This is a genomic window from Iodobacter fluviatilis, assembly GCF_900451195.1.
GTDB classification, from domain to species: domain Bacteria; phylum Pseudomonadota; class Gammaproteobacteria; order Burkholderiales; family Chitinibacteraceae; genus Iodobacter; species Iodobacter fluviatilis.
The window spans coordinates 568,851-589,792 of sequence record NZ_UGHR01000003.1; the positions used below are offsets into that span (position 1 = coordinate 568,851).

At 51.2% G+C, this 20,942-nt stretch carries 17 protein-coding genes; 6 read left to right on the forward strand and 11 right to left on the reverse strand.

Annotated features, from left to right (window positions below):
* The first annotated feature begins 82 nt into the window (after nt 1-82).
* Together DYD62_RS18015 and DYD62_RS18020 are read left to right on the forward strand one after the other, a co-directional pair.
* Nucleotides 83-1,195: a metallophosphoesterase gene (locus tag DYD62_RS18015; RefSeq protein WP_115228938.1), complete on the forward strand. Its 1,113-nt coding sequence runs from the start codon at nt 83-85 to the stop codon at nt 1,193-1,195.
* Nucleotides 1,196-1,382: 187 nt separating this feature from the next.
* A complete protein-coding gene (locus DYD62_RS18020; protein WP_115228774.1) occupies nt 1,383-3,011 on the forward strand; it encodes a methyl-accepting chemotaxis protein in 1,629 nt (542 codons plus the stop codon).
* Here DYD62_RS18020 and DYD62_RS18025 read toward each other — a convergent pair.
* The 3 genes from DYD62_RS18025 to gabD form a co-directional block, all read right to left on the reverse strand.
* On the reverse strand, nt 3,008-3,364 hold the full coding sequence (locus DYD62_RS18025) for a 5-carboxymethyl-2-hydroxymuconate Delta-isomerase (protein ID WP_115228775.1): 357 nt from the start codon (nt 3,362-3,364) through the stop codon (nt 3,008-3,010). The genes DYD62_RS18020 and DYD62_RS18025 overlap by 4 nt on opposite strands.
* 142 nt (nt 3,365-3,506) lie before the next feature.
* Nucleotides 3,507-4,358, reverse strand: coding sequence for a mechanosensitive ion channel family protein (locus DYD62_RS18030; RefSeq protein WP_115228776.1), 852 nt, complete (start codon nt 4,356-4,358; stop codon nt 3,507-3,509).
* A 382-nt stretch (nt 4,359-4,740) separates the two neighbouring features.
* Nucleotides 4,741-6,195: an NADP-dependent succinate-semialdehyde dehydrogenase gene (gabD, locus tag DYD62_RS18035; protein ID WP_115228777.1), complete on the reverse strand. Its 1,455-nt coding sequence runs from the start codon at nt 6,193-6,195 to the stop codon at nt 4,741-4,743.
* 275 nt (nt 6,196-6,470) lie between these two features.
* Here gabD and DYD62_RS18040 point away from each other — a divergent pair, with 275 nt between their 5' ends.
* Nucleotides 6,471-7,619, forward strand: a complete 1,149-nt coding sequence (locus DYD62_RS18040) for an IS481 family transposase (RefSeq protein ID WP_115228778.1) — start codon at nt 6,471-6,473, stop codon at nt 7,617-7,619.
* A gap of 361 nt (nt 7,620-7,980) precedes the next feature.
* On the opposite strand, the gene gabT is transcribed toward DYD62_RS18040, so the two are convergent.
* From gabT to DYD62_RS18055, 3 genes are all read right to left on the reverse strand, one after another.
* The gene (gene gabT, locus DYD62_RS18045) at nt 7,981-9,237 is read right to left on the reverse strand and encodes a 4-aminobutyrate--2-oxoglutarate transaminase (protein WP_115228779.1); all 1,257 of its coding nucleotides are present in this window, start codon (nt 9,235-9,237) and stop codon (nt 7,981-7,983) included.
* A 186-nt stretch (nt 9,238-9,423) separates the two neighbouring features.
* Nucleotides 9,424-10,833, reverse strand: a complete 1,410-nt coding sequence (locus DYD62_RS18050; RefSeq protein WP_115228780.1) for an aspartate aminotransferase family protein — start codon at nt 10,831-10,833, stop codon at nt 9,424-9,426.
* Between the two features lie 199 nt (nt 10,834-11,032).
* Nucleotides 11,033-12,361, reverse strand: coding sequence for a glutamine synthetase family protein (locus DYD62_RS18055; protein WP_115228781.1), 1,329 nt, complete (start codon nt 12,359-12,361; stop codon nt 11,033-11,035).
* Between the two features lie 136 nt (nt 12,362-12,497).
* Here DYD62_RS18055 and DYD62_RS18060 point away from each other — a divergent pair, with 136 nt between their 5' ends.
* Nucleotides 12,498-13,277, forward strand: a complete 780-nt coding sequence (locus DYD62_RS18060) for a type 1 glutamine amidotransferase (protein WP_115228782.1) — start codon at nt 12,498-12,500, stop codon at nt 13,275-13,277.
* 468 nt (nt 13,278-13,745) lie between these two features.
* Here the strand turns inward: DYD62_RS18060 and DYD62_RS18065 are convergent, their stop codons facing one another.
* On the reverse strand, nt 13,746-14,498 hold the full coding sequence (locus DYD62_RS18065; RefSeq protein WP_115228783.1) for a gamma-glutamyl-gamma-aminobutyrate hydrolase family protein: 753 nt from the start codon (nt 14,496-14,498) through the stop codon (nt 13,746-13,748).
* Nucleotides 14,499-14,754: 256 nt separating this feature from the next.
* Between DYD62_RS18065 and DYD62_RS18070 the strand changes: the two genes are divergently transcribed.
* Nucleotides 14,755-15,300: a cupin domain-containing protein gene (locus DYD62_RS18070; protein WP_115228784.1), complete on the forward strand. Its 546-nt coding sequence runs from the start codon at nt 14,755-14,757 to the stop codon at nt 15,298-15,300.
* A 25-nt stretch (nt 15,301-15,325) separates the two neighbouring features.
* On the opposite strand, the gene DYD62_RS18075 is transcribed toward DYD62_RS18070, so the two are convergent.
* On the reverse strand, nt 15,326-15,943 hold the full coding sequence (locus DYD62_RS18075; protein WP_115228785.1) for a LysE family transporter: 618 nt from the start codon (nt 15,941-15,943) through the stop codon (nt 15,326-15,328).
* Between the two features lie 118 nt (nt 15,944-16,061).
* Here DYD62_RS18075 and DYD62_RS18080 point away from each other — a divergent pair, with 118 nt between their 5' ends.
* On the forward strand, nt 16,062-16,976 hold the full coding sequence (locus DYD62_RS18080) for a LysR substrate-binding domain-containing protein (RefSeq protein WP_115228786.1): 915 nt from the start codon (nt 16,062-16,064) through the stop codon (nt 16,974-16,976).
* 38 nt (nt 16,977-17,014) lie between these two features.
* Here DYD62_RS18080 and arcC read toward each other — a convergent pair whose 3' ends face one another.
* From arcC to arcA, 3 genes are all read right to left on the reverse strand, one after another.
* Complete coding sequence (arcC, locus tag DYD62_RS18085; protein ID WP_115228787.1) at nt 17,015-17,944, reverse strand: carbamate kinase; 930 nt, start codon at nt 17,942-17,944, stop codon at nt 17,015-17,017.
* Between the two features lie 250 nt (nt 17,945-18,194).
* On the reverse strand, nt 18,195-19,205 hold the full coding sequence (locus DYD62_RS18090) for an ornithine carbamoyltransferase (protein WP_115228788.1): 1,011 nt from the start codon (nt 19,203-19,205) through the stop codon (nt 18,195-18,197).
* A 475-nt stretch (nt 19,206-19,680) separates the two neighbouring features.
* Nucleotides 19,681-20,937, reverse strand: a complete 1,257-nt coding sequence (gene arcA, locus DYD62_RS18095) for an arginine deiminase (RefSeq protein WP_115228789.1) — start codon at nt 20,935-20,937, stop codon at nt 19,681-19,683.
* Nucleotides 20,938-20,942 lie beyond the last annotated feature (5 nt).

Genomic DNA, 20,942 nt, shown 5'->3' on the forward strand with positions numbered 1-20,942 from the left:
CGGAAATCACGTGCCCATCTTCCATGACCAAGGACAACCTCACTTGAAACACACCACGCCGCCCCGTTCAACGCTGCTTGTCATGTTCAGCATCATTTTGCTGGCACATAGTTACCTTGGCATGCGTTTGTTTCCTGCTTTGGGTTTGCAAGGTTCGGGCCTATTGCTGGGCTGGCTTGCGCTTGTGGTTTCCAGCCTGCTGCTGCCTCTGGGCTTAGCCGCCAGATTTATCAGCCAGCCGCCATGGGCTGATCGCCTTGCGTGGCTGGGTTTAACGGTAATGGGTTTATCTTCATCGGTGTTTGCGCTTTGCTTGTTGCGCGATGTTTCCTTGCTGCCTCTTGCTTATTTATTAAGCGATGTGGCGTATAGCAGCTGGCAGCTTCAGAGCGCTGTGGGCGTGCTGGCCGGTGCTGTGCTGTTTACACTGCTGGGCCTGATCAATGCACGGCGTAGCGCGGCGATTGTGGATGTGGCCGTGCCGGTGGCGAATCTGCCTGCAGAATTAGTGGGTTTCACCATCGCCCAAATTAGCGATATTCATGTTGGCCCAACGATAAAGCAGCCTTATCTGGATGCCATTGTGGATAAGGTAAACAGCCTTGGTGCAGATCTGGTGGCGGTAACAGGCGATCTGGTTGATGGCAATGTGGCCGATTTATCCGCGCATACCGCGCCGCTTGAGCGATTAAAATCCACACACGGCACGTTTTTTGTAACGGGTAATCATGAGTATTATTCTGGCGCGCTGCCGTGGATTGCCGAGCTGCGCCGTTTGGGTTTGCAAGTACTGCTGAACGAGCATGTTTTGCTCTCACACGCCGGCCATCAGCTGGTGGTGGCTGGGGTGACAGATTACAGTGCTGGGCATTTTTATCCTGATCATCAAAGCGATGCACAGGCGGCCCTAGCTGGAGCACCCGATTCGCCGTTTAAATTGCTGCTTGCGCATCAGCCGCGCAGCGCATTTAAGGCTCAGGATTTAGGCCTGCATCTGCAATTATCCGGCCACACCCATGGCGGGCAGTTTTTTCCGTGGAACTTTTTTGTGCGCTTTCAGCAGCCTTTTACCGCCGGATTGAATTTATTGGGCAATGTCTGGGTGTATACCAGCCGGGGTACTGGCTATTGGGGGCCGCCTAAACGTTTGTTTGCACCTTCGGAAATAACGCGAATTACTTTGCAGCGTGGGTAAAACGTTTTGGCTATTCCGCCATTTGAATGGTGTAAATAAAATAAGTATTTACTTATTTAAAATTAAAAGCTTCACCTTTGTGTGGGGCTTTTTTTGTAAGTTTATTGCTTGTAAGTAAATAAAAATACCAAATTGTTGCCAATGTTCTATCTTTTATGTGTTTGATGCGCAGATAGAGGATACGGCAATGTCATTAAAATTCAGATTGTTTCTGATGGGGCTCTCAGGTGTCGCTGCGGTCCTGATCATGGGATTTATTGGCTTGAATGGCCAAAACTCATCACGTAATAGTGTGGAAGATTTACTCGGCGGCCTGTCTGTTTTACGTAATCAGATGGAAGCAGACATGATGCATGATGCAATACGCGGCGATGTTTTGTCTGCGATATTGGCCATTAAAAATAATGATTTAAAAGAAGTTGATTCTGCTGAAAAAGATTTAGCAGAGCATGGCAAGCACTTTAAAGAGTTGTTTGCCAGTAATGAAAAACTGGTCCAGGGTGAACAAATAAAAAATAAGATTACCACGGTAAAGCCTGTTGTTGATGCATATATTGCATTAGCCACTCAGCTATTTACCAGCGCAAAAAATGCGCCAGAAAAAATGGAAAAAGACTTACCTATTTTTCAGCAGCAATTTGATGTATTAGAAAAAGAAATGGCTGCTTTATCAGATTTAATTGAAAAGCAGTCTGCTGAGCAATCAAAAGGCTCTGAAGAGGTCTTTGAAAAGTCTCAATTGCATATGCTGGTGTTTTTGGTGCTGGTGATTATTGCAATGACACTGGTTTCTACTTTGGTGACCAAGCAAATATCGGCGGTATTAAGCGAGGCCATCGCCATTGCCAGAAACATTGCCCATGGCGATTTTTGTCATGATATTGAGACTTCGCGCAAAGATGAAATGGGGCAGTTATTGTTGTCACTCAGGGCGATGCAAAGCCATTTGGAAAGTATTATCCGTCAGGTCAGTGATAGCGCAGAAGAGGTGATTTGCTATGGGCAAGAGCTGGCGGCTCAATCAGGCTTAATCCGAGCCGCATCCGAAAATCAGAACGCCTCGGCGGGGGCGATTGCCGAATCAATTGGCCAGATGGTGGTGAGTATTGAGCAAGTGAATAGCAGTGCACAGCGCGCGCACAGCCTGACTGCAGAATCGGCCGGGCTGTCTAATGATGGTGCAAAAATGATTGCAGGTGTGCTGGCCGGGATGGAAGAAGTTGAAAAATCTGTTTCTGAAACATCTGACATTATCCATGGCCTAGGCGAGCGGTCTGATCAGATTAATTCGATTGTGAATGTGATTAAAGAAATTGCCGATCAAACCAATCTGCTGGCTTTAAATGCTGCAATCGAGGCGGCAAGGGCGGGTGAGCAGGGCCGGGGTTTTGCCGTGGTGGCCGATGAGGTACGTACTCTGGCGCACAGAACCACGCAGGCCACTCAGGAAATTGGCAGTGTGATCAATGGCATTTTACAAGGCACCCGGGATGCAATTGAAAGTATGGAAAGAGGCGTTCAGCGGGTTAAAAATGGTAATGAGCAGGCCAGAGCGGTGGCCTTAGTGGTGCAGCAAAGCAGCACGGGCTCTGGAGATGTGATTGAATCCGTGATTGATATTGCCACGGCGATGCAGGAGCAAAATAAAGGTAGTGATGTTATTTCGCGGGGTATAGAGCAGATTGTGGCGATGTCGGGTGAAAACGTTGAGGCCACTCAGCGAGCGGTGGATACCACCGCGCGCTTGAATGAGCTGGCGCTTAAAATGAAAGGATTAATTTCACAATTTAAGCTGCATGCTTTAAAAGCGGGTTAGCTTTCGGTATTTAGCATGCAATAAGAAGGGCGATCGATATCGCTAATCTCGGTACGGATCAGCAGCTTTATGCCTTGGGGTATGTCTGTTTTCAGTGCCTGAAGCAGAGCCTCTGAAAGTGCTTTTTTAACTTCCGGTGAGCGGCCGCTCAGGATTTGCAGTTTGATATGAATAAAGGCGCGGCCCTCATCCACATTGCCAATCAAAAAATCATCAAAGCCCATTGCCCGGCTTTGAATATCACCTTCAACAAAGTGGCCTGATTCAATCAGAGCATTGTTTAATTGTTGCAGAGCAAGGCGTGGGTTGAATGTACTCAGGTTCTTGCTGTATTCAATATTCAGATGGGGCATGGGTAAACCTTCAGGGGTGGAAACCAGACACTGAAGATTATAAGTGCTCAGGTAAACATTCCCCAGCGCTGTTATCCCTTCTTGCCGTATTACTTACGGGCATGAATAACAGCCTGCCGGGGAATCTTGCATCGAGACTCGTTTAATTTACGTGTTCAGGCTGGGCTTTTGATAAAGGCTTAAGCGCTTCATTATGCTGAATATGGTGCACAGTGCGTTGTGGGAATGGAATAGAGATTTTTGCCACATCAAAGGCCTTTTTGATATTTTCTGTGGTATCAAAAAAGATCGGCCAGTAATGTTCGCTATTGGCCCAAACACGTACTGTAAAATTAACCGAGCTTTCTGCCAGCGATGAAACGACCACCATAGGGGCCGGGTCTTGATGGATACGGCTATCTTTATTTAATACAGATAAAATAACTTTACGTGCGTAATCGATATCATCGTCGTAGCCAATACCAAATACAAAATCAACACGGCGGGTGGGCAGGGCAGAGAAATTGATGAGATTGCCATTGGCTAATGGGCCATTAGGCACCACAATTAATTTATTATCGCCAGTGCGTAAACGGGTCGTGAAAATCTGAATGCCTTCTACCGTACCCCCTTGACCTTGCGCCTCGATATAGTCGCCTGCTTTAAAGGGCTTAAACATTAAAATCAGCACGCCACCTGCAAAATTGCCCAAGCTGCCTTGCAGTGCCAAACCAATGGCCAGACTGGCTGCACCTAAAATAGCAATAAATGAAGTGGTTTCAATGCCAATCATTGAAGCGGCGCTAATCAATAGCAGCGCTTTTAATGCCACATTAGCTAGGCTGCCTAAAAAGTGCCTGAGTGTGGCTTCAACATTGCTGCGGGTCAGCATTGTATCGAGTAATTGCGTAGCAATACCGATCAGCTTCCAGCCGATAAAGAGCGTAATCAGCGCAGAAAATAATTTAGGCGCATAGCTGATTGCCTGAGCTTGCAGAATTTCAATCCAATTCATTCGATTCACTTTGTATTTGGGTGACAGTGTCTTTTAGTGTCACAGAAATAGAGCGATATTCGAAGAGAATAAATTACACTTTATTAGGGAAATGATGCACAGAATGGGGGGAAGGGGGATGGCCCTATCCACTTAAATCGTTTCACTGAGTGAAACTCAAACCTTGAACCTCAGATAATACTTCGGCCCCAGCGTTTTACAGATGAAAACAGCGGATGAGTAGGTTTTATAGGGTGCACAAGGACATCGCCGTTACCCACCGAAAAATGGCCAGCAAGAAAAGCGAGCGCACCCAATAAAAACCAGACTTTGTTTTGATCTTAAGTTGATCGGCTTGGGTTTCACCCGCTCTAGGAACAATATTTCAGATCAAAATATCTAATCAGCGATCAATCCCACCCATGCACAGGTATTTGATAGCAATATAATCATCAATCCCGTATTTAGAGCCTTCCCGGCCGAGGCCTGATTGTTTTACCCCGCCAAAGGGCGCTAGCTCGTTGGAGATCATGCCGGTGTTGATGCCCACCATGCCGTATTCCAGTGCTTCGGCCACGCGCCAGATGCGGCCGATGTCGCGGCTGTAAAAGTAACTGGCAAGGCCAAATTCGGTGTCGTTGGCGAGCTGGATCAGCTCTGCTTCACTGCTAAATCTAAATAACGGTGCGAGCGGGCCGAAGGTTTCTTCGCGAGCCACTTTCATTTTGGCGCTGACATTCAGTAAGACGGTAGGCTCAAAAAAGCTATGCCCCAGCGCGTGGCGCTTGCCGCCCAGCGCCAGTGTTGCGCCCTGCTCCAGCGCATCCTTGATATGTTCTTCTACTTTTTGCACGGCTTTGTCGTCGATCAGCGGGCCTTGGGTCACGCCTTCTGCTGTGCCAACGCCGACTTTGAGTTTGGCAACGGCTGCACTGAGTTTGGCGGCGAAGGCGTCGTAAACGCTGTCTTGCACATAGATGCGGTTGGCGCAAACGCAGGTTTGCCCGGCGTTACGAAATTTGGAGATCATCGCGCCTTCTACTGCGGCGTCCAGATCGGCGTCGTCAAACACCACAAACGGCGCATTGCCGCCCAATTCCAGCGAGACTTTTTTTACCGTGTCGGCGCATTCCCGCATCAGCAATTTGCCGATGTCGGTGGAGCCAGTAAAGCTGAGCTTGGCTACATCGGGGTTTCTAGTCAGCTCGCCACCAATCTGGCTGGCGGTGCCGGTAATCACATTAAATACGCCAGCGGGAATCCCCGCCTCTGCGGCTAATACGGCCAGAGCCAGCGCAGAAAAAGGCGTTTGTGTGGCGGGTTTTAGCACCATCGCGCAGCCTGCAGCCAGCGCAGGCCCAGCTTTCCGGGTAATCATGGCATTGGGGAAATTCCAAGGGGTGATGGCGGCGACTACGCCAATGGCTTGTTTGATGACCAGCAGGCGTTTGTCGGCTTGCGGCGCGGCAATGACATCGCCGTAAACGCGCTTGGCTTCTTCCGCAAACCACTCAATAAAGCTGGCCCCATAGGCAGTTTCACCGCGTGCCTCGGCCAGCGGCTTGCCTTGCTCGGCGCTTAAGATTTGAGCGAGGTCTTCCTGATTAGCCAGCATCAGCTCAAACCAGCGGCGCAAAATAGCGCTGCGCTCTTTGGCTGTTTTCTTTTGCCAGGCGGGCATGGCGAGTTTGGCGGCAGCAATGGCCTGAGCCGTTTCGGACGTGCCCATTTTGGGGATATGTCCGATGATCTCGCCTGTGGCGGGGTTAGTCACCGCGATTTTTTCCGCAGCATCCTGCCATTGGCCGTTGATATAGCAGGCTTGTTTTAACAGGGCAGGGTTGTTGAGGTGGAGCATGGGGTTTCCTTATTAGGGGTGGCACAGTAATCGTAGGGTGGCTTAGGCCGCCCTCAATGCTCATTAGGGTGCTGGTATATTCCGGCCGTAACCCGCCATGGCACTACAAAAAGATCTTTTTAGTGCCTTCGGCACGTTGATTTTGGAGCGGTTAGCCACCGCGGGGGCCTTCCTTTCTTGAACGGCTGTATAGACCATAGACATGGGTAACACTTGTACGAGGACATAGGTAACACTTTGGCGGTGTTTTTAACCGCTTGGGATGCCTACTTACCATGCCTTGGATGCCCGTGAATATCATGTCTATTCGCTCAGAATTTGTACTCCTTACACTGCAAGATAACTGTAATTTTAAAGCGCTTTGCCAGCGTTTCGGCATCTCAACTAAAACAGGTTACAAGTGGCGGCAGCGCTATCTGAATAACCCCCAAGAAGGTTTTCAAGATCGATCTCGCCGCCCCAAATCATCGCCAACACTGACCACCGCAGAGATTGAAGCCCTCGTTGTAGACCTGCGCCAGAAGCACCCTGTTTGGGGAGGGCGCAAACTCCATCGAAGACTGTTGGAGCTGGGCCATGTGGATGTTCCTGCGCCAAGCACCATCACCAATATTCTGCATCGCCATGGCTTAATTTGCGCCAAGGCGAGTGAGCAAGCCCAACACTGGCTACGTTTTGAGCATGATCAGCCGAATGCTTTATGGCAGATCGACTTCAAAGGGAACTTCAATACGGCTCAGCAAATGTGCTTTCCCCTCACTTTATTAGACGACCATTCTCGCTTTAATCTCACCTTAACTGCTTGTGGTCAAACCACGGCAGCCATTGTCCAGACTCACTTAACGGATGTATTTCTTCGCTATGGCTTGCCTGCTCGTATCAACGCTGACAACGGTTCTCCATGGGGAAGCCCCAGTGATGCCAGCCATGGCATCAGCCAGTTATCTATCTGGCTGATCTGCTTGGGTATCCATGTTAGCCATAGCCGCCCAGGGCATCCGCAAACTAATGGCAAAGAAGAACGCTTTCATCGCACGCTAAAAGCCGAAGTATTAAATGGCCGGGCATTTCGCGATTTAGCCCATGTTCAGCATGCATTTAACGACTGGCGCACGGTCTATAACGAGCAGCGCCCGCATGAAGCCTTAGGGCTAGCCACACCGATTACCCGCTATAAACCGAGCTTAATTGCCATGCCTTCTGCTTTGCCTGAAATTGAATACGGCCCCAACGATCAAGTCATTACTGTGGGCTGGGGCGGCGCAGTAAAATTACAAAATCATAAATTTAAAGTGTCTAGTGCCTTACATCGTTTACCTATTGCACTGCGTGCAGATAGTCTGAACGACGGGGTGTTTGACCTCTATTTTTGCCATCAGCACTTCGGAAGAATCGATTTGAATACCTTGCAGTTAAACAACTAAAATGTGTTACCCATGTGTCCGCACGTGTGTTACCTATGTCTCCGGTCTATACAAACGGCCAAGAAACGAAGCCAAAGAAGGCCGCCCCGATCAGCACGAAATCCCCTCACTGCGGACAATCGAGGTGGCGTCAATTCAACTCGCTTCGCTCAAACACGAATTGACGACGGCCCCACCCCGCTTGTTCCTCGCTTCGGCGTGCTTCAAGGGGAGATTTAAGCCCCGTACTGGGAATCGCGATATAAATCTATTTTTGCTGAGGTTGAAATGACTCCAAAGCCAATAAACAGCTCATTTCTAAATGGTTTTCTCCGTGAAACTCCGTGTTCTCTGGGGCCGAAGTGGTTAAAGATTTGGGTTTTCAGATCTTTGCTGCACTCTTGATCGCCATCTCAAGCATTCCTAAAGCCTCATCCAGCACGCTGTCTTCTATGGTGAGCGGGCAGAGGAAGCGGATGACGTTACCGTACATCCCGCAGCTGAGTAGGATCAAGCCTAAGTTTTGCGCTTGTGTTTTTACTCGGGTGGTGAATTCGGGGGATGGTTGGCCATTTTCGGTGAACTCCACCGCCACCATGGCCCCTAGGCCGCGGATATCGTGGATTTGCGGGGTGCTGGGTTTTAATCCTTCTAGGCAGGCTTTAATTTTGCTGCCTATCCTATTGGCGCGGGTGCAGAGCTGTTCTTCTTCGATAATTTCTAGTACCGCCAGTGCGGCGGCAATGCCGATCGGGCTGCCGCCGTAAGTGCCGCCAAGCCCACCGGGGGCGGCGGCGTCCATCAGCTCGGCACGGCCAATCACGCCGGAAAGAGGAAAGCCGCCGGCTAAGGATTTGGCCACGGTGATTAAATCTGGCTCAACGTCGAAATGCTCCATGGCAAATAATTTGCCAGTGCGGGCAAAGCCGGTTTGGATTTCGTCAGCGATCAGCACAATGCCGTGCTCATCGCAAGTTTGCCGCAAGCCCTGCATAAATTCGCGCGGAACGGGGTAAAAGCCGCCTTCGCCTTGTTCGGGTTCGATGATCATGGCGGCGATGCGTTTGGGGTCTACGCTGCTTTTAAACAGTGCTTTTAAGCAGGCCAATGCCGCGCTGCTGCTGATGTCGCCAGCTGGAAAAGGCGCGTGATAAATATCGGCAGGAAAGGGGCCGAAGCCGATTTTATAAGGGGCCACCTTGCCGGTGAGCGCCATGCCCAGCAGCGTTCTGCCATGAAAGCCGCCAGAAAAAGCGATCACCCCAGCTCGCCCCGTGGCCACGCGGGCAATTTTGATGGCGTTTTCAACGGCTTCTGCGCCTGTGGTGAGGAAAAAGCTTTTGCATGGGGCGCTGATGGGGGCAAGTTGGTTAAGCTTTTCTGCCAACGCCACATAGCTGGTGTAAGGCATGACCTGATAGCAGCTATGCGAAAAAGCCTCCAGCTGGGCGCTTACCGCAGCCTTGATTTTAGGGTGCAAATGGCCGGTATTGAGCACTGCAATGCCAGCGGCAAAGTCGATATAGCGTCGCCCGTCAATATCCCACACCTCGGCATTCTTCGCCTTGGCGATAAAAACCTGCGTGCTGATGCCTACACCACGTGGGGTTGCGGCAAGGCGGCGATCATTCCAGTCCATATATTCACCTGTGGGTAAGACGGTAAAAAAGGGGCAGAAATCTAAGCCTCCCCCTTTGTAAAAGGGGGATTGAGGGGGATTTGTTTTTGAATTAGCTTTGCTTTTTTATAAAAAGACGCAAAGCTAAATCCCTCCTAGCCCCCCTTTTTCAAAGGGGGGAACTCATTCGTTCTCATGTCTCTGTGTCTACAGATCTTTTCTTATCCCCAATTCCCGCGCATATTCATCAATGCATTGCTTGGCTAATCTGACGAATTCTTCTGCTTGTGAGCGGCTCATCACGAGTGGGGGGGCGGCGATCATGCTGTCGCCGGTGGCGCGCATGACTAGCTGGTTTTTCAGGCAGATATCACGGCAGCGCAGGGCCATGCTGCTGCCGTGCTCGAAACGCTTGCGGCTGGCTTTGTCTTCTACCAGAGTGAGGGCAAAGAAAAAGCCTAGGCTGCGTACGTCGTCTACCAGCGGGTGATGATCGAATGCGTCGTGCCAGAGCTGGGCAGCGTAGGGGGCAACGTCTTCATTCATGCGCTCGATAATGCGTTCTTTTTGCAGAATGCGGATATTGGTGGCGGCCACGGCGCAGGCGACGGGGTGGCCTGAGTAAGTAAAGCCGTGGTTAAAATCGCCGCCATCAATCAGCACTTTGGCCACGCTATCGTGGATTAAAACCCCGCCAATTGGGATATAGCCCGAGCTTAAGCCTTTGGCGATGGTCATCAGATGCGGGCGGATGCCGTAGTGTTGGCTGCCAAACCATGAGCCGGTGCGGCCAAAGCCGCAGATCACTTCGTCGGCAATGAGTAAAATTCCATACTGATCGCAAATGCGCTGGATTTCTGGCCAGTAGCTGGAGGGCGGAATAATAATCCCACCCGCGCCTTGCACCGGCTCGCCAATAAAGGCTGCGACGTTTTCAACGCCTAGCTCCAGAATTTTCTGCTCCAGCGCCCTTGCGGCTTTCAGGCCGTACTCCTTGGGGCTAAGCTCACCGCCATTGGCGTACCAATAGGGCTGTTCGATATGGGCAATACCGGGGATGGGTAAATCGCCTTGCTCGTGCATATAGTGCATACCGCCCAAGCTTGCCCCGCCTATGGTGGAGCCGTGATAGCCGTTTTCGCGGGCGATGATAGTTTTCTTTTGTGGCTGGCCGAGTGTGGCCCAGTAATGACGCACCATGCGGATAATGGTGTCGTTTCCTTCAGAGCCGGAATTAGTATAAAAAACGTGGTTAAAGCCTTCGGGGGCCACTTGCGCCAGCAGGCTGGATAGCTCGATTACCGGCGGGTGGGTGGTTTTAAAAAAGGTGTTGTAGAAGGGCAGCTGCAGCATTTGCTGGTAAGCCGCTTCGGCTAGCTCCTGCCTGCCATAGCCGATATTCACGCACCAAAGCCCGCTCATGGCGTCAAAAATTTTATTCCCGTCAGAATCAAATAAATAAATCCCCTCGGCATGGGTAATCACCCGCGATCCATGGGCGTTGAGCGCGGCGGTATCCGAGAAGGGGTGGATGTGGTGGGCAGCATCCAGCGCCTGGTATTGTGCCGTGCTCCGGCCAGGGCTGGAGTGGCCCGGGCTGATGGGATTTGGATTCATCGGGTGTCTCCTTGTTGCGGGGTCTTGTAGGGCGGGTGCAACCCGCCGTTTATATGCAATCAAAACTGTATTTTTATTAAGAGCCTTCGGCAAGCAGCTTCCCCCTTTGTAAAAGGGGGATTAAGGGGGATTTGCCTTTTAAAAATATGCAATGCGAAATCCCCCCAGCCCCCCTTTTGCAAAGGGGGGAATAAATGCATTAAACATGCAGCAGTAAATGCTTCCTTTCCCATGGGCTGATCACTCTGGCGTATTCCACGTATTCGGCTTCTTTTACCGCGCAATAGGCTTGGATAAAGGGCTCGCCTAGGACTGCGGCTATGGGTTTGCAATCGCTGAGGATTTGTGTGGCGGCATCCAGCCCCCGGGGGAAGGCGAAGGGCAGGGTGTAGGCGTCGCCGGTAAGGGGCTCGCTAGGGGCAAGCTGCTCTTCTATGCCCAGCCAGGCGCAGGCCAGTGTGGCGGCGAGGGCTAGGTAGGGGTTGCAATCCACGCCGGGCAGGCGGTTTTCTATACGGCGGGCCACGGGGTCGGAGTGCGGCACGCGGATGCCGCAGGTGCGGTTGTCAAAGCCCCATTGCACATTGATCGGCGCGGCGTAGTAGCGGGTCAGGCGGCGGTAGCTGTTTACAAAGGGGGCGAACAGCGCGATCACTTGCGGGAAGTATTTTTGCATGCCCGCTACCGATTGATAAAACACCTCACTGGGCGTGCCGTCCACATTTGAAAACACATTTTGGCCGCTGACTTCATCTATCACGCTCATATGAATATGCATGGCCGAGCCTGGCTCGTTTTCCATGGGTTTGGCCATAAAAGTGGCGTACATATTGTGGCGAATCGCGGCTTCTCGCACTGTGCGTTTAAATAGGAAAACCTGATCGGCCAGCTCCAGTGCATCACCGTGCAGAAAATTGATTTCCATCTGGCAAGCGCCAATTTCGTGGATCAGCGTGTCTATCTGCAGGCCTTGTGCATCGCAATAGTCGTAAACGTCTTCGAACAGGTCGTCATATTCATTGACTGCATCGACAGAATAGGCTTTTCGGCCTGTTTCCGGGCGGCCGGTGCGGCCCACGGGCGGTTGCAAGGGTAAATCCGGATCTCGGTTGATATCGACCAGATAAAACTCCATCTCAGGTGCAACGACTGGCTTCCAGCCACGGTCTTCGTAGAGCTTGAGCACGCGGCGCAGCACATAGCGGGGCGATAGCTCAACCGGTGTGCCGTCAAAATGAAAGCAATCATGAATCACCTGCGCTACCGGGTCTTTGGCCCAGGGAATAATGCGGATGGTGTTGGGATCCGGAATCAGCAGCATGTCGGGATCGGTGATGGGGGTGATGTGTTCGGCGTATTCACCGGTCACGGTTTGCACCAGTACGGTAACGGGCAGGCGCATGCCTTCGTCTTCGCTGAATTTTTCTTTGGGCACGATTTTGCCGCGGGCAATGCCGGTGAAATCGGGCGTGACACATTCAACTTCAGTGATTCGACGTTCTCGCAGCCAGTCGCTGATTAAGCTCATGGTTGACTCCGTGTTTGAGCACTTCGTTAAGCGGGCATTTTTATAGAAATTTAATAACTGCGCTGTGTGTTTTTACGTTTTCTTTCTTTGGGATTGCTTAGGCTTGATGTGTTGATTACTCCTTTGGAAATCCGTCGTGAAACCCATTGCAATCTGTCGTCATGAAGCTATTCAGGGGCCGGGTTATTTACAGGCTTTTTTAGAAAAGCATGCTATTCCTTACCGTGTATTTGCGATTGATGCGGGGGATACGCCTCCTCGTTGTGCTGCCGAATTTAGCGGCGTGGTGGTTTTAGGCTCCAATGCGGGGGTGAACGATGGTCTAGCCTGGATTAAAAGAGAGGAGGCTCTGCTTAAGGATGCTTTAAGGCTGGAGCGCCCGATTCTTGGCCATTGCTTTGGCGGGCAGCTGTTATCCAAAAGCCTGGGGGGCCAAGTACGTCGTAATACGGTGCCGCAAATCGGCTGGGGCAAGGTGCTGGTGACCAAGTTTGATGAGTCGCGCCACTGGATGGGAGAGAAGCGTGAGCTGGATATGTTTCACTGGCACTTCGATACCTTTGAAGTGCCGCGCGGCGCTAAGCGCACCCTGTTTGGCTATTACTGCATGAATAAAGGCTTTGCACTGGGCCCGCATCTGGGCTTGCAATCGCATCTGGAAGTTACGGCGCAAAGTATTCGCCAATGGTGCGCTGAGGACAGACAAGTGTTGCAGCAGTGGCAGGGGCAAAGCTCGGTGCAAAGCGAGGCGCAGATTCTGCATCATCTGGATGAAAAAGTAGCCGCCCTGCATCAAACTGCCGATCATGTTTATGAACAATGGTTGTGCGGTATTTCTGGTGTATTGCATGCACACTTTCGCCAGCCGAAACGCCCGCATGGTGGTGAGGGATGGCTGGAGGTTTTGAAGCGTTAGGTTTGTGGATAGCGGCATGGTGGTGGCTTTGTTGGGGTTGTATGTAGTTGCTTCGTCAAAAGTCCTTAGGGGTAAGCCACGTGCAGGCTAACTAAATTCAAAAAGCTTGTTTTAGTGCCTTCGGCACGTTGATTTAGGTGCGGGCGTCCCGCTGGACCTTCCTTTCTTGCGCGCCCAAGAAACGAAGCCAAAGAAGGCCGCCCCTAAAACACGACATCCCCTCGCTGCGGACAATCGAGCCGGCGTCAATTCAACTCGCTTCGCTCAAACACGAATTGACGACTACCCCGTCCCGCTTGTTCCTCTCTCGGCGTGTTTTCAGGGTGGGTAAAGGCCCCGTGCTGAGAGCATGGTTATTACATTTTTTCGTTGTTTGCAGATAAAAAATAAAGTGGTTAGTTCATATGGGATTTCACCCGCCCTACAAAATCATTTTGTGGTGGCTCAAGATGTTTTTTTTAATATCTGCTATTGATTCAGCATCCTTGCCAAGTGGCGTTTTTTGCAGGCTGCGCCAAAGCCTGCGAGCAGGGCGAGGGACAGCGGGTTGTTTTGGAATTTCCACTCTGGGTGCCATTGCACTGCAATTGCGAAGGCGGTGTTTTTGACGCTGAAGGCTTCGATCAGGCCATCGGGGGCGAGGGCTTCGGCTTGCAGTTTGTCGGCGAGCTTGGCAACGCCTTGGTGGTGCAGTGAATTCACTCTGGCGGTGCTCTGGCCATAGAGTTGCTCCAGCAGGCCTCCTGCTACCAGCTGAATATCGTGTGCTTCCTCGTACATTTCATCGGTGCTGCCGTCTTTTTCACGGTGATCCAGCATGCCGCTTTGCTGGTGGACGGCTTGCTCTAGCGTGCCGCCAAAGGCCACATTCATTTCCTGTGCTCCCCGGCAGATCCCAAATACTGGGATGTCCAGAGCCACTGCCGCACGGATCAGTGGCAGGGTGGTGGCGTCTCTTTGCGGGTCGTTAAAATCATCTTCTAAGAGCTTGCCGTGGTAGTGCTGTGGCTCGATATTGGATTGGCTTCCGGTCAGTAGCAGGCCATCAATGGTGCTTAATATTTGCGCAATTTGGCTGGCGTCCCCAAGGGCGGGAATCAGCAGTGGAATACCCCCCGCCGCCAGTGCCGCATGGATATATTTCTCACCCGCAAGGTGAAAAAAATGGCTGTCTTTTAACCACCAGCGACAGCATGGAATACCGATAACAGGCTGAGTCATAACAGGCCCCGGTTTACATGTGATGCACAGAGCGGGCACAGACGATGCCTGCCCTATATCGTTTTAAGCTTAGTTCGTTAATTATATTTGACAAGTTTTTGCGCATATTCGGGCTGTAATGATTTTCCTGTATGTGAAATGCTGCCTGGCAGGTCTGTTCTGTGATGCTGTAGTAAAAGTTAAAGGCCTTTCTGGCTAATTGGCCGTGTGTGGCATATTTTTACAGTGTGTTGATTATTTTGAACGGGCAGAGCCAATGGATGTTGGGGCAAGGCTTAAAGTAGTGCGGGGCCGGTTTGCTTTATCTCAGCGCGAATTAGCCAAGCGGGCGGGGATGACCAATGCCACTGTGTCTTTGATCGAGCAAAATCGGGTTAGCCCATCGATTAGCTCATTAAAAAAGCTGCTGGAAGGGTTTCCAATGTCTCTTGCTGAGTTTTTTACTTTTGAGCAAGAAAGCACCGTGCCCAGCTATATTTTTCCTGCTGGTACTCAGCCCAATTTAGGTAATGCGGCTGTGCAAATGCATTTAATTGGCTCAGGGGTTAGGGATAGGCAAATTGGCCTGCTGCGCGAGCAATATCAGCCGGGGGCCGATACCGGCAGTGAGATGCTGCAGCATGAGGGGCAGGAGTGTGGGGTGCTGGTCAGCGGCCAGATGGAGCTGACCATAGATGGCCAGGTACATCTTTTGCAAGCGGGGGACGGCTATTATTTCCCCAGCAACTTGCCGCATCGCTTCCGCAATATCGGTGATGGCGCTGCCGAAGTGATCAGCGCCAATACGCCGAGTTCTTTTTAAATTTGGGTGCAGAGACTTCTTGGGTTTAATGAGTGAGCGGGGTAAAGGCAAGCGCTGCTCCCAGCCCAAGCAGGGCACTGCCGATGATTTTATTGAGCAGGCTTTGCCCACTAATCATGGCGGATCTTAAGGTTGGGTGAGAGAAAAACAGCGCCACCAGCGAAAACCAAACGCCGTGCGCTAGAGACATAAATAAGCCATAGGCAATTTGCTGCGTCAGTGGGGTGCTTGGGTTGATAACTTGGGTGTAGGTGCTCACTACAAAAAGCGTGGTTTTAGGGTTAAGCGCATTAGTTAGAAAGCCGTTTCTTAATGCAGCAAAAGGGCTTAAACCCGTATCAGCGCTTAAATCTAAATTGAGCTTACTTTTGCTGGTAAAGGTTTTGTAGCCGATATAAATCAAGTAAAGAGCACCGGCTATTTTGATCACCGTAAACAATGCTGGCGATTGTGAAATGATTAGCCCCACTCCCAGCATGGTGTACATCACATGGATTTGTACGCCCAAGGCAATTCCTAGTGCGGCCAATAAACCGGCTTTTCGGCCATAGAGATAGCTGTTACGAGTGACCATTGCAAAATCAGCGCCGGGGCTGATAACGGCCAGAATGGTGATAAGAGCGACGGCAAAAATTTCATTCATAGACTAGGCCTAAAGAAAGTTGAAAGTCAGTTTTGTGATTTATTCCTCTATTTTGGCTGTCTTGTTGTTTCAGTAAAATCGATTTATGCTCATGAAAATACATGAGAAAAAGTCAACTATGAGCGCCAGAATCCCTTCACTCAATGCCTTGCGAGTCTTTGAGGCCGCAGCGCGTCATCTCAGCCTGATTCGTGCTTCAGAAGAGTTGTTTGTGACGCAGGGAGCGGTAAGCCGCCAGATTAAGCAGTTGGAAGAAAGCCTAGGTGTGTTGTTATTTGAGCGCCGTAATCGGGCGATTTTTTTGACCAGAGAAGGCGAGCTATTAAAAAACACCTGCCAGGAGATGCTGGCACAGCTGACACTTACATTGCAAAAACTCAAGGGAAATCCTTATGACAGACCCTTAGTGGTGTCGTGTGAGCCGACCATTGCCATGCGCTGGCTGATTCCTCGTTTAAGCGATTTTCATACTCGTTATCCGGCGATTCAGCTGCATTTATTTACGGCGGGTGGCGTGGTTGATTTTCAGGGTGGGCATATTGATTTAGCGATCAGGCGCAATGATTTCAACTGGGGAAAAGATTGTTACTCGGAAGAAATAGGGCAGGAAAAAGTGGGGCCGGTGTGCGTGCCTGAGCAGCTGCAAGGTGGGCAGATTCATCTTGAGCAGAGTCGCCTTTTACACACCCGTACTCGCCCAGATGCTTGGGCGCGTTGGGGTGTGCTGGCGCAGCAAGGGGTAACGAGTCATCAAAATTCATATTTTGAACATTTTTATTTAAGCCTGCAGGCTGCAACGGCAGGCCTAGGCGTGGCGATTGCTTCGGCCTATATGATAGAAGAAGAGCTAAAAAATGGCCGCCTGATTGCCCCCTATGGCTTGCTGCCCGATGGCTCCAGCTATGTTGTTTTGTCTGCAGAGCCCTTTGCTCAAGATGAACGGCGCTTGGTGTTTTTGGATTGGCTAAGGCAGGAGTTTCACAAATCAGATGAGATGTTGGCTTGTTTATTAGCGGGTATTGAGATGCCGTAACGCATTGCGCTACGGCTTGGGGGCTAAAAGAATTAATCTCAACGGTAGCTTAGTTCGGTTGCCTGTATTGAAACCCGCGTGCCTGCCGTGCCTTGCACAATGGCTTCGATATCATTGAGCGAACCGATGACCGCTACTTTGCCGGTATTGCGGGCAAATTCGCAGGCGGCTTGTACCTTGGGCCCCATCGAGCCTGCGGCAAAGCCGAGACGTTCTAATTCATCAGGATGGGCGCTGGCGATGGCTTTTTGGGTGGGTTTGCCATAGTCAATAAATGTGGCGCTGACATCGGTGGCAATCACCAGTAAGTCGGCGCTTAGCTCTTCTGCCAGTAAGGCGGAGCAGAGGTCTTTGTCGATAACCGCCTCAATGCCATGCAATTTTCCTTCTTTATCGTAGCAAGTTGGAATCCCGCCGCCACCCGCGCAAATTACGATGGTGCCTTGCTCCAGCAGCCATTTTACCGGGCGAATTTCAAAAATTCGTTTAGGCCTTGGGCTGGCCACCACACGGCGGAATTTGTCGCCATCAGGCGCAATTGACCAGCCTTTTTCGCTAGCCAGTCTGTTAGCGTCTTCTTTGCTGTAAACCGGGCCGATGGGCTTGGTCGGGTTTTTAAAAGCAGGGTCGGCAGCGTCAACTTCTACCTGGGTCAGAATGGTGGCGAAAGGCGTTTCGACGGGTAGCAGATTGCCCAGCTCCTGCTCAATCATATAGCCGATCATGCCCTCGGTTTCGGCGCCTAATACATCCAGCGGATAGGGGCTGACCTGGCTGTAGGCGGCGTTTTGTAAGGCGAGCAGCCCCACTTGCGGGCCATTGCCATGGGCGATAACCAGCTCATTATTTGGGGCAACGCGGGCGATTTGTTTGGCGGCAATGATGACGTTTTCACGCTGATTATCAGCACTCATGGCTTCGCCTCGACGAAGCAGAGCATTGCCACCCAAGGCGATGACGATACGCATAATAAATCCTTTATTGTTGTTTATACCGCAATTTTTAGTGCCTTCGGCACGTTGGTTTAGGAGCGGTAGCCACCGCTGGTATAAGTATCGGCACAACTTTTTGCCAACAATTGCATGCCACACCTCCCCCTTTTTCAAAGGGGGGAATGCGCACAGCAACCTTTGCAAATATTTATGCACCGCGGGGTCGTGTTCTCTGGTGCCGAAGTGGTTCAAGATTTGGGTTTTGCTATGCCCGCGTCAGGCAGAATCAGATATCCCCCAAGGTTGAAACCAGAATGGCTTTGATCGTGTGCATGCGGTTTTCTGCCTGCTCGAAGGCGATGTTGGCTGGGGATTCGAACACTTCTTCGGTGACTTCTACGCCGTTGGCGAGGAAGGGGTATTGTTCGGCGATTTGCTTGCCCATTTTGGTGTCGCTATTGTGAAAAGCAGGCAGGCAGTGCATAAATTTGGTGCGCGGGTTGCCGGAGGCTTTCATCATGGCACTGTTGACCTGATAGGGCAGCAGTTGTTTGATCCGCTCTGCCCATGCTTCAACCGGCTCGCCCATTGATACCCAGACATCGGTGTGGATAAAATCGACGCCTTTTACGGCTTCTAGCGGGTCTTCGGTTAGCGTGATGCGCGCGCCGGATTCAGTTGCAAATTGCTGGCACTGGGCGACGAAATCTTCGTGTGGCCAGAGTGCTTTGGGTGCTGCAACGCGCACATCCATACCCAGTTTTGCGCCGATCAGTAGCAGCGAATTGCCCATATTATTACGGGCGTCGCCTAGGTAGGCGTAGCTGATATCGTGCAGCGGCTTGTCGCTGTGTTCGCGCATGGTCAGCACATCGGCCAGCATTTGGGTGGGGTGATATTCGTCGGTCAGGCCGTTAAAGACCGGCACATCGGCAAAGGCGGCCAGCTCTTCAACAATTTCCTGGCTATAGCCACGATATTCGATGGCATCGTAAAGCCGCCCAAGCACGCGGGCGGTGTCTTTCATGCTTTCTTTGTGACCAATCTGTGATGAGCTTGGGTCGATATAGGTGACGTTTGCGCCCTGATCGTAAGCGGCTACTTCAAAGGAGCAGCGGGTGCGGGTAGAGGTTTTTTCAAAAATCAGCGCGATGTTTTTGCGTTTTAGATGCTGCTGTTCGGTTCCAGTGTATTTAGCGCGCTTCAGATCCCGGGATAAATCCAGCAGATAGCGCAGTTCACGTTGGGTGTGATGCATCAGGCTAAGCAGATTACGGTTATGCATATTGAAGGACATGATTTTCTCCAGCAAACGAAAGAAATACAAAAGAACCTGGCGGTATTGGGATTCCGCTGATTTCCTATGAGCAAAGCAAAAAAGATCGTTTAAGTGCCTTTGGCACGTTGGTTTAGGTGCGGGATTCCCCCGCGTGGGACTCCCTTTCTTGAACGGCCAAGAAAGGAAGCAAAACCGCAACCTCGAGAGCACGAAGGCTCCTTCTGCGGTCCAATCGAGTCGGCGGCGGGCGGGATCAGCTCGTTCCTCGCTCCCTGGCCGAAACCCCGCCCCGCTTGTTCCTCGCTACGGCGTGTTTCAAGGGGAGGGTAAAAGCCCCGTGCTACTAGCCGCGATGTGAATCCTAATTGCTGGGTTTTAAAATACTTAAAACTTACAAAACAATTTAATTCAAGCCTTGGTTTTCTCCGTGAAACTCCGTGTTCTCTGCGCCCTCCGTGGTTCAAGATTTGGGTTTTCTAAAAACTCCCAACAATCAGTAATCAACCGGATCACGAATAATTGGGCAGGTCATGCAGTGGCCACCGCCTCGGCCTCGGCCTAGTTCGGCGGAGCTGATGGTGATGACTTCTACGCCGGCTTTACGCAGCAGGGTGTTGGTGTGGATATTGCGGTCGTAAGCTAAGACCACCCCGGGTTGCAGGGCGACGACGTTGTTGCCGTCGTCCCATTGTTCGCGTTCGGCTTCGAATGAATTGCCGCCGGTTTGCACTACGCGCAGGGCAGGTAATTTGAGCGCTTCGGCAACAACATCCAGGAAGGGTTTACTTTCGCGGCGCAGGTCGATGCCGTTGGGTTTGCTTTCGTCCGGACGCAGGCTGAAGGCAACGATTTGTTTGACCACTTCAGGAAAGATGGTGACCAAATCTCGATCGCAGAAGCTAAATACGGTGTCGAGATGCATGGCAGAGCGGGATTTTGGCAGGGCGGCCACGATCACTCTTTCGGCAGCACCGGCTTTAAATAAAGACATCGCTACCTGGCCGATGGCTTGATGCGAGGTACGCTCGCCCATACCAATCAAGACTACACCGTTGCCAATTGGCATGACATCGCCGCCTTCCAGCGTGGCGCTGCCATGATCGACATCGGGGTCTCCCCACCAGACTTTGACATCGGCGGCGGCAAAATCGGGGTGAAACTTATAAATAGCAGTAACAAGCAGTGTTTCTTGTCGTCGTGCCGGCCAATACATCGGGTTGAGCGTTACGCCACCGTAAATCCAGCAGGTGGTATCACGGGTAAATTGGGTATTCGGCAGCGGTGGCAGGATAAAACTGGCATTGCCAAAGTTTTCACGGAAGATGCTCAGCACTTCAGATGGGGTTTCTACTGGCAAATCAGGAGCAACCACTCCGCCCATCAAGTATTCGGCCAGATGGCGGGGCTCTAATGAATCCAGCCAGCTGCGTACTTCATCTAGTAAACCAATCCCGACCAAATCTGCGGTGATTTTACGATCGAGTATCCATTTTTTGGCTTCAGGAATCGCCACGGTGGTGGTCAGCAGATTATGCATTTCTATCACGTCGACACCGCGTTCACGCATCTTGGATACGAAGTCAAAGTGATCACGCTTGGCTTGGCTTACCCACAGCACATCGTCAAATAATAAAGAATCACAGTTATTGGGGGTGAGCCGCATATGGGCCAGCCCTGGCGAGCAAACCATTACACGTCTTAACATGCCAACTTCAGAGTGAACGCCTAGTTTTAGATTTTCGGTACTCATCACAT

Coding starts and splice junctions, on each gene's coding strand:
- DYD62_RS18070 (WP_115228784.1), top strand. CDS start 14,755: ATGGATGTTGGGGCAAGGCTTAAAGTAGTGCGGGGCCGGTTTGCTTTA.
- gabD (WP_115228777.1), bottom strand. CDS start 6,195: ATGCTCCACCTCAACAACCCTGCCCTGTTAAAACAAGCCTGCTATATC.
- DYD62_RS18015 (WP_115228938.1), top strand. CDS start 83: ATGTTCAGCATCATTTTGCTGGCACATAGTTACCTTGGCATGCGTTTG.
- DYD62_RS18090 (WP_115228788.1), bottom strand. CDS start 19,205: ATGTCCTTCAATATGCATAACCGTAATCTGCTTAGCCTGATGCATCAC.
- arcC (WP_115228787.1), bottom strand. CDS start 17,944: ATGCGTATCGTCATCGCCTTGGGTGGCAATGCTCTGCTTCGTCGAGGC.
- DYD62_RS18075 (WP_115228785.1), bottom strand. CDS start 15,943: ATGAATGAAATTTTTGCCGTCGCTCTTATCACCATTCTGGCCGTTATC.
- DYD62_RS18055 (WP_115228781.1), bottom strand. CDS start 12,361: ATGAGCTTAATCAGCGACTGGCTGCGAGAACGTCGAATCACTGAAGTT.
- DYD62_RS18030 (WP_115228776.1), bottom strand. CDS start 4,358: ATGAATTGGATTGAAATTCTGCAAGCTCAGGCAATCAGCTATGCGCCT.
- gabT (WP_115228779.1), bottom strand. CDS start 9,237: ATGGACTGGAATGATCGCCGCCTTGCCGCAACCCCACGTGGTGTAGGC.
- DYD62_RS18020 (WP_115228774.1), top strand. CDS start 1,383: ATGTCATTAAAATTCAGATTGTTTCTGATGGGGCTCTCAGGTGTCGCT.
- DYD62_RS18065 (WP_115228783.1), bottom strand. CDS start 14,498: ATGACTCAGCCTGTTATCGGTATTCCATGCTGTCGCTGGTGGTTAAAA.
- DYD62_RS18025 (WP_115228775.1), bottom strand. CDS start 3,364: ATGCCCCATCTGAATATTGAATACAGCAAGAACCTGAGTACATTCAAC.
- DYD62_RS18050 (WP_115228780.1), bottom strand. CDS start 10,833: ATGAATCCAAATCCCATCAGCCCGGGCCACTCCAGCCCTGGCCGGAGC.
- DYD62_RS18040 (WP_115228778.1), top strand. CDS start 6,471: ATGCCTTGGATGCCCGTGAATATCATGTCTATTCGCTCAGAATTTGTA.
- DYD62_RS18080 (WP_115228786.1), top strand. CDS start 16,062: ATGAGCGCCAGAATCCCTTCACTCAATGCCTTGCGAGTCTTTGAGGCC.
- arcA (WP_115228789.1), bottom strand. CDS start 20,937: ATGAGTACCGAAAATCTAAAACTAGGCGTTCACTCTGAAGTTGGCATG.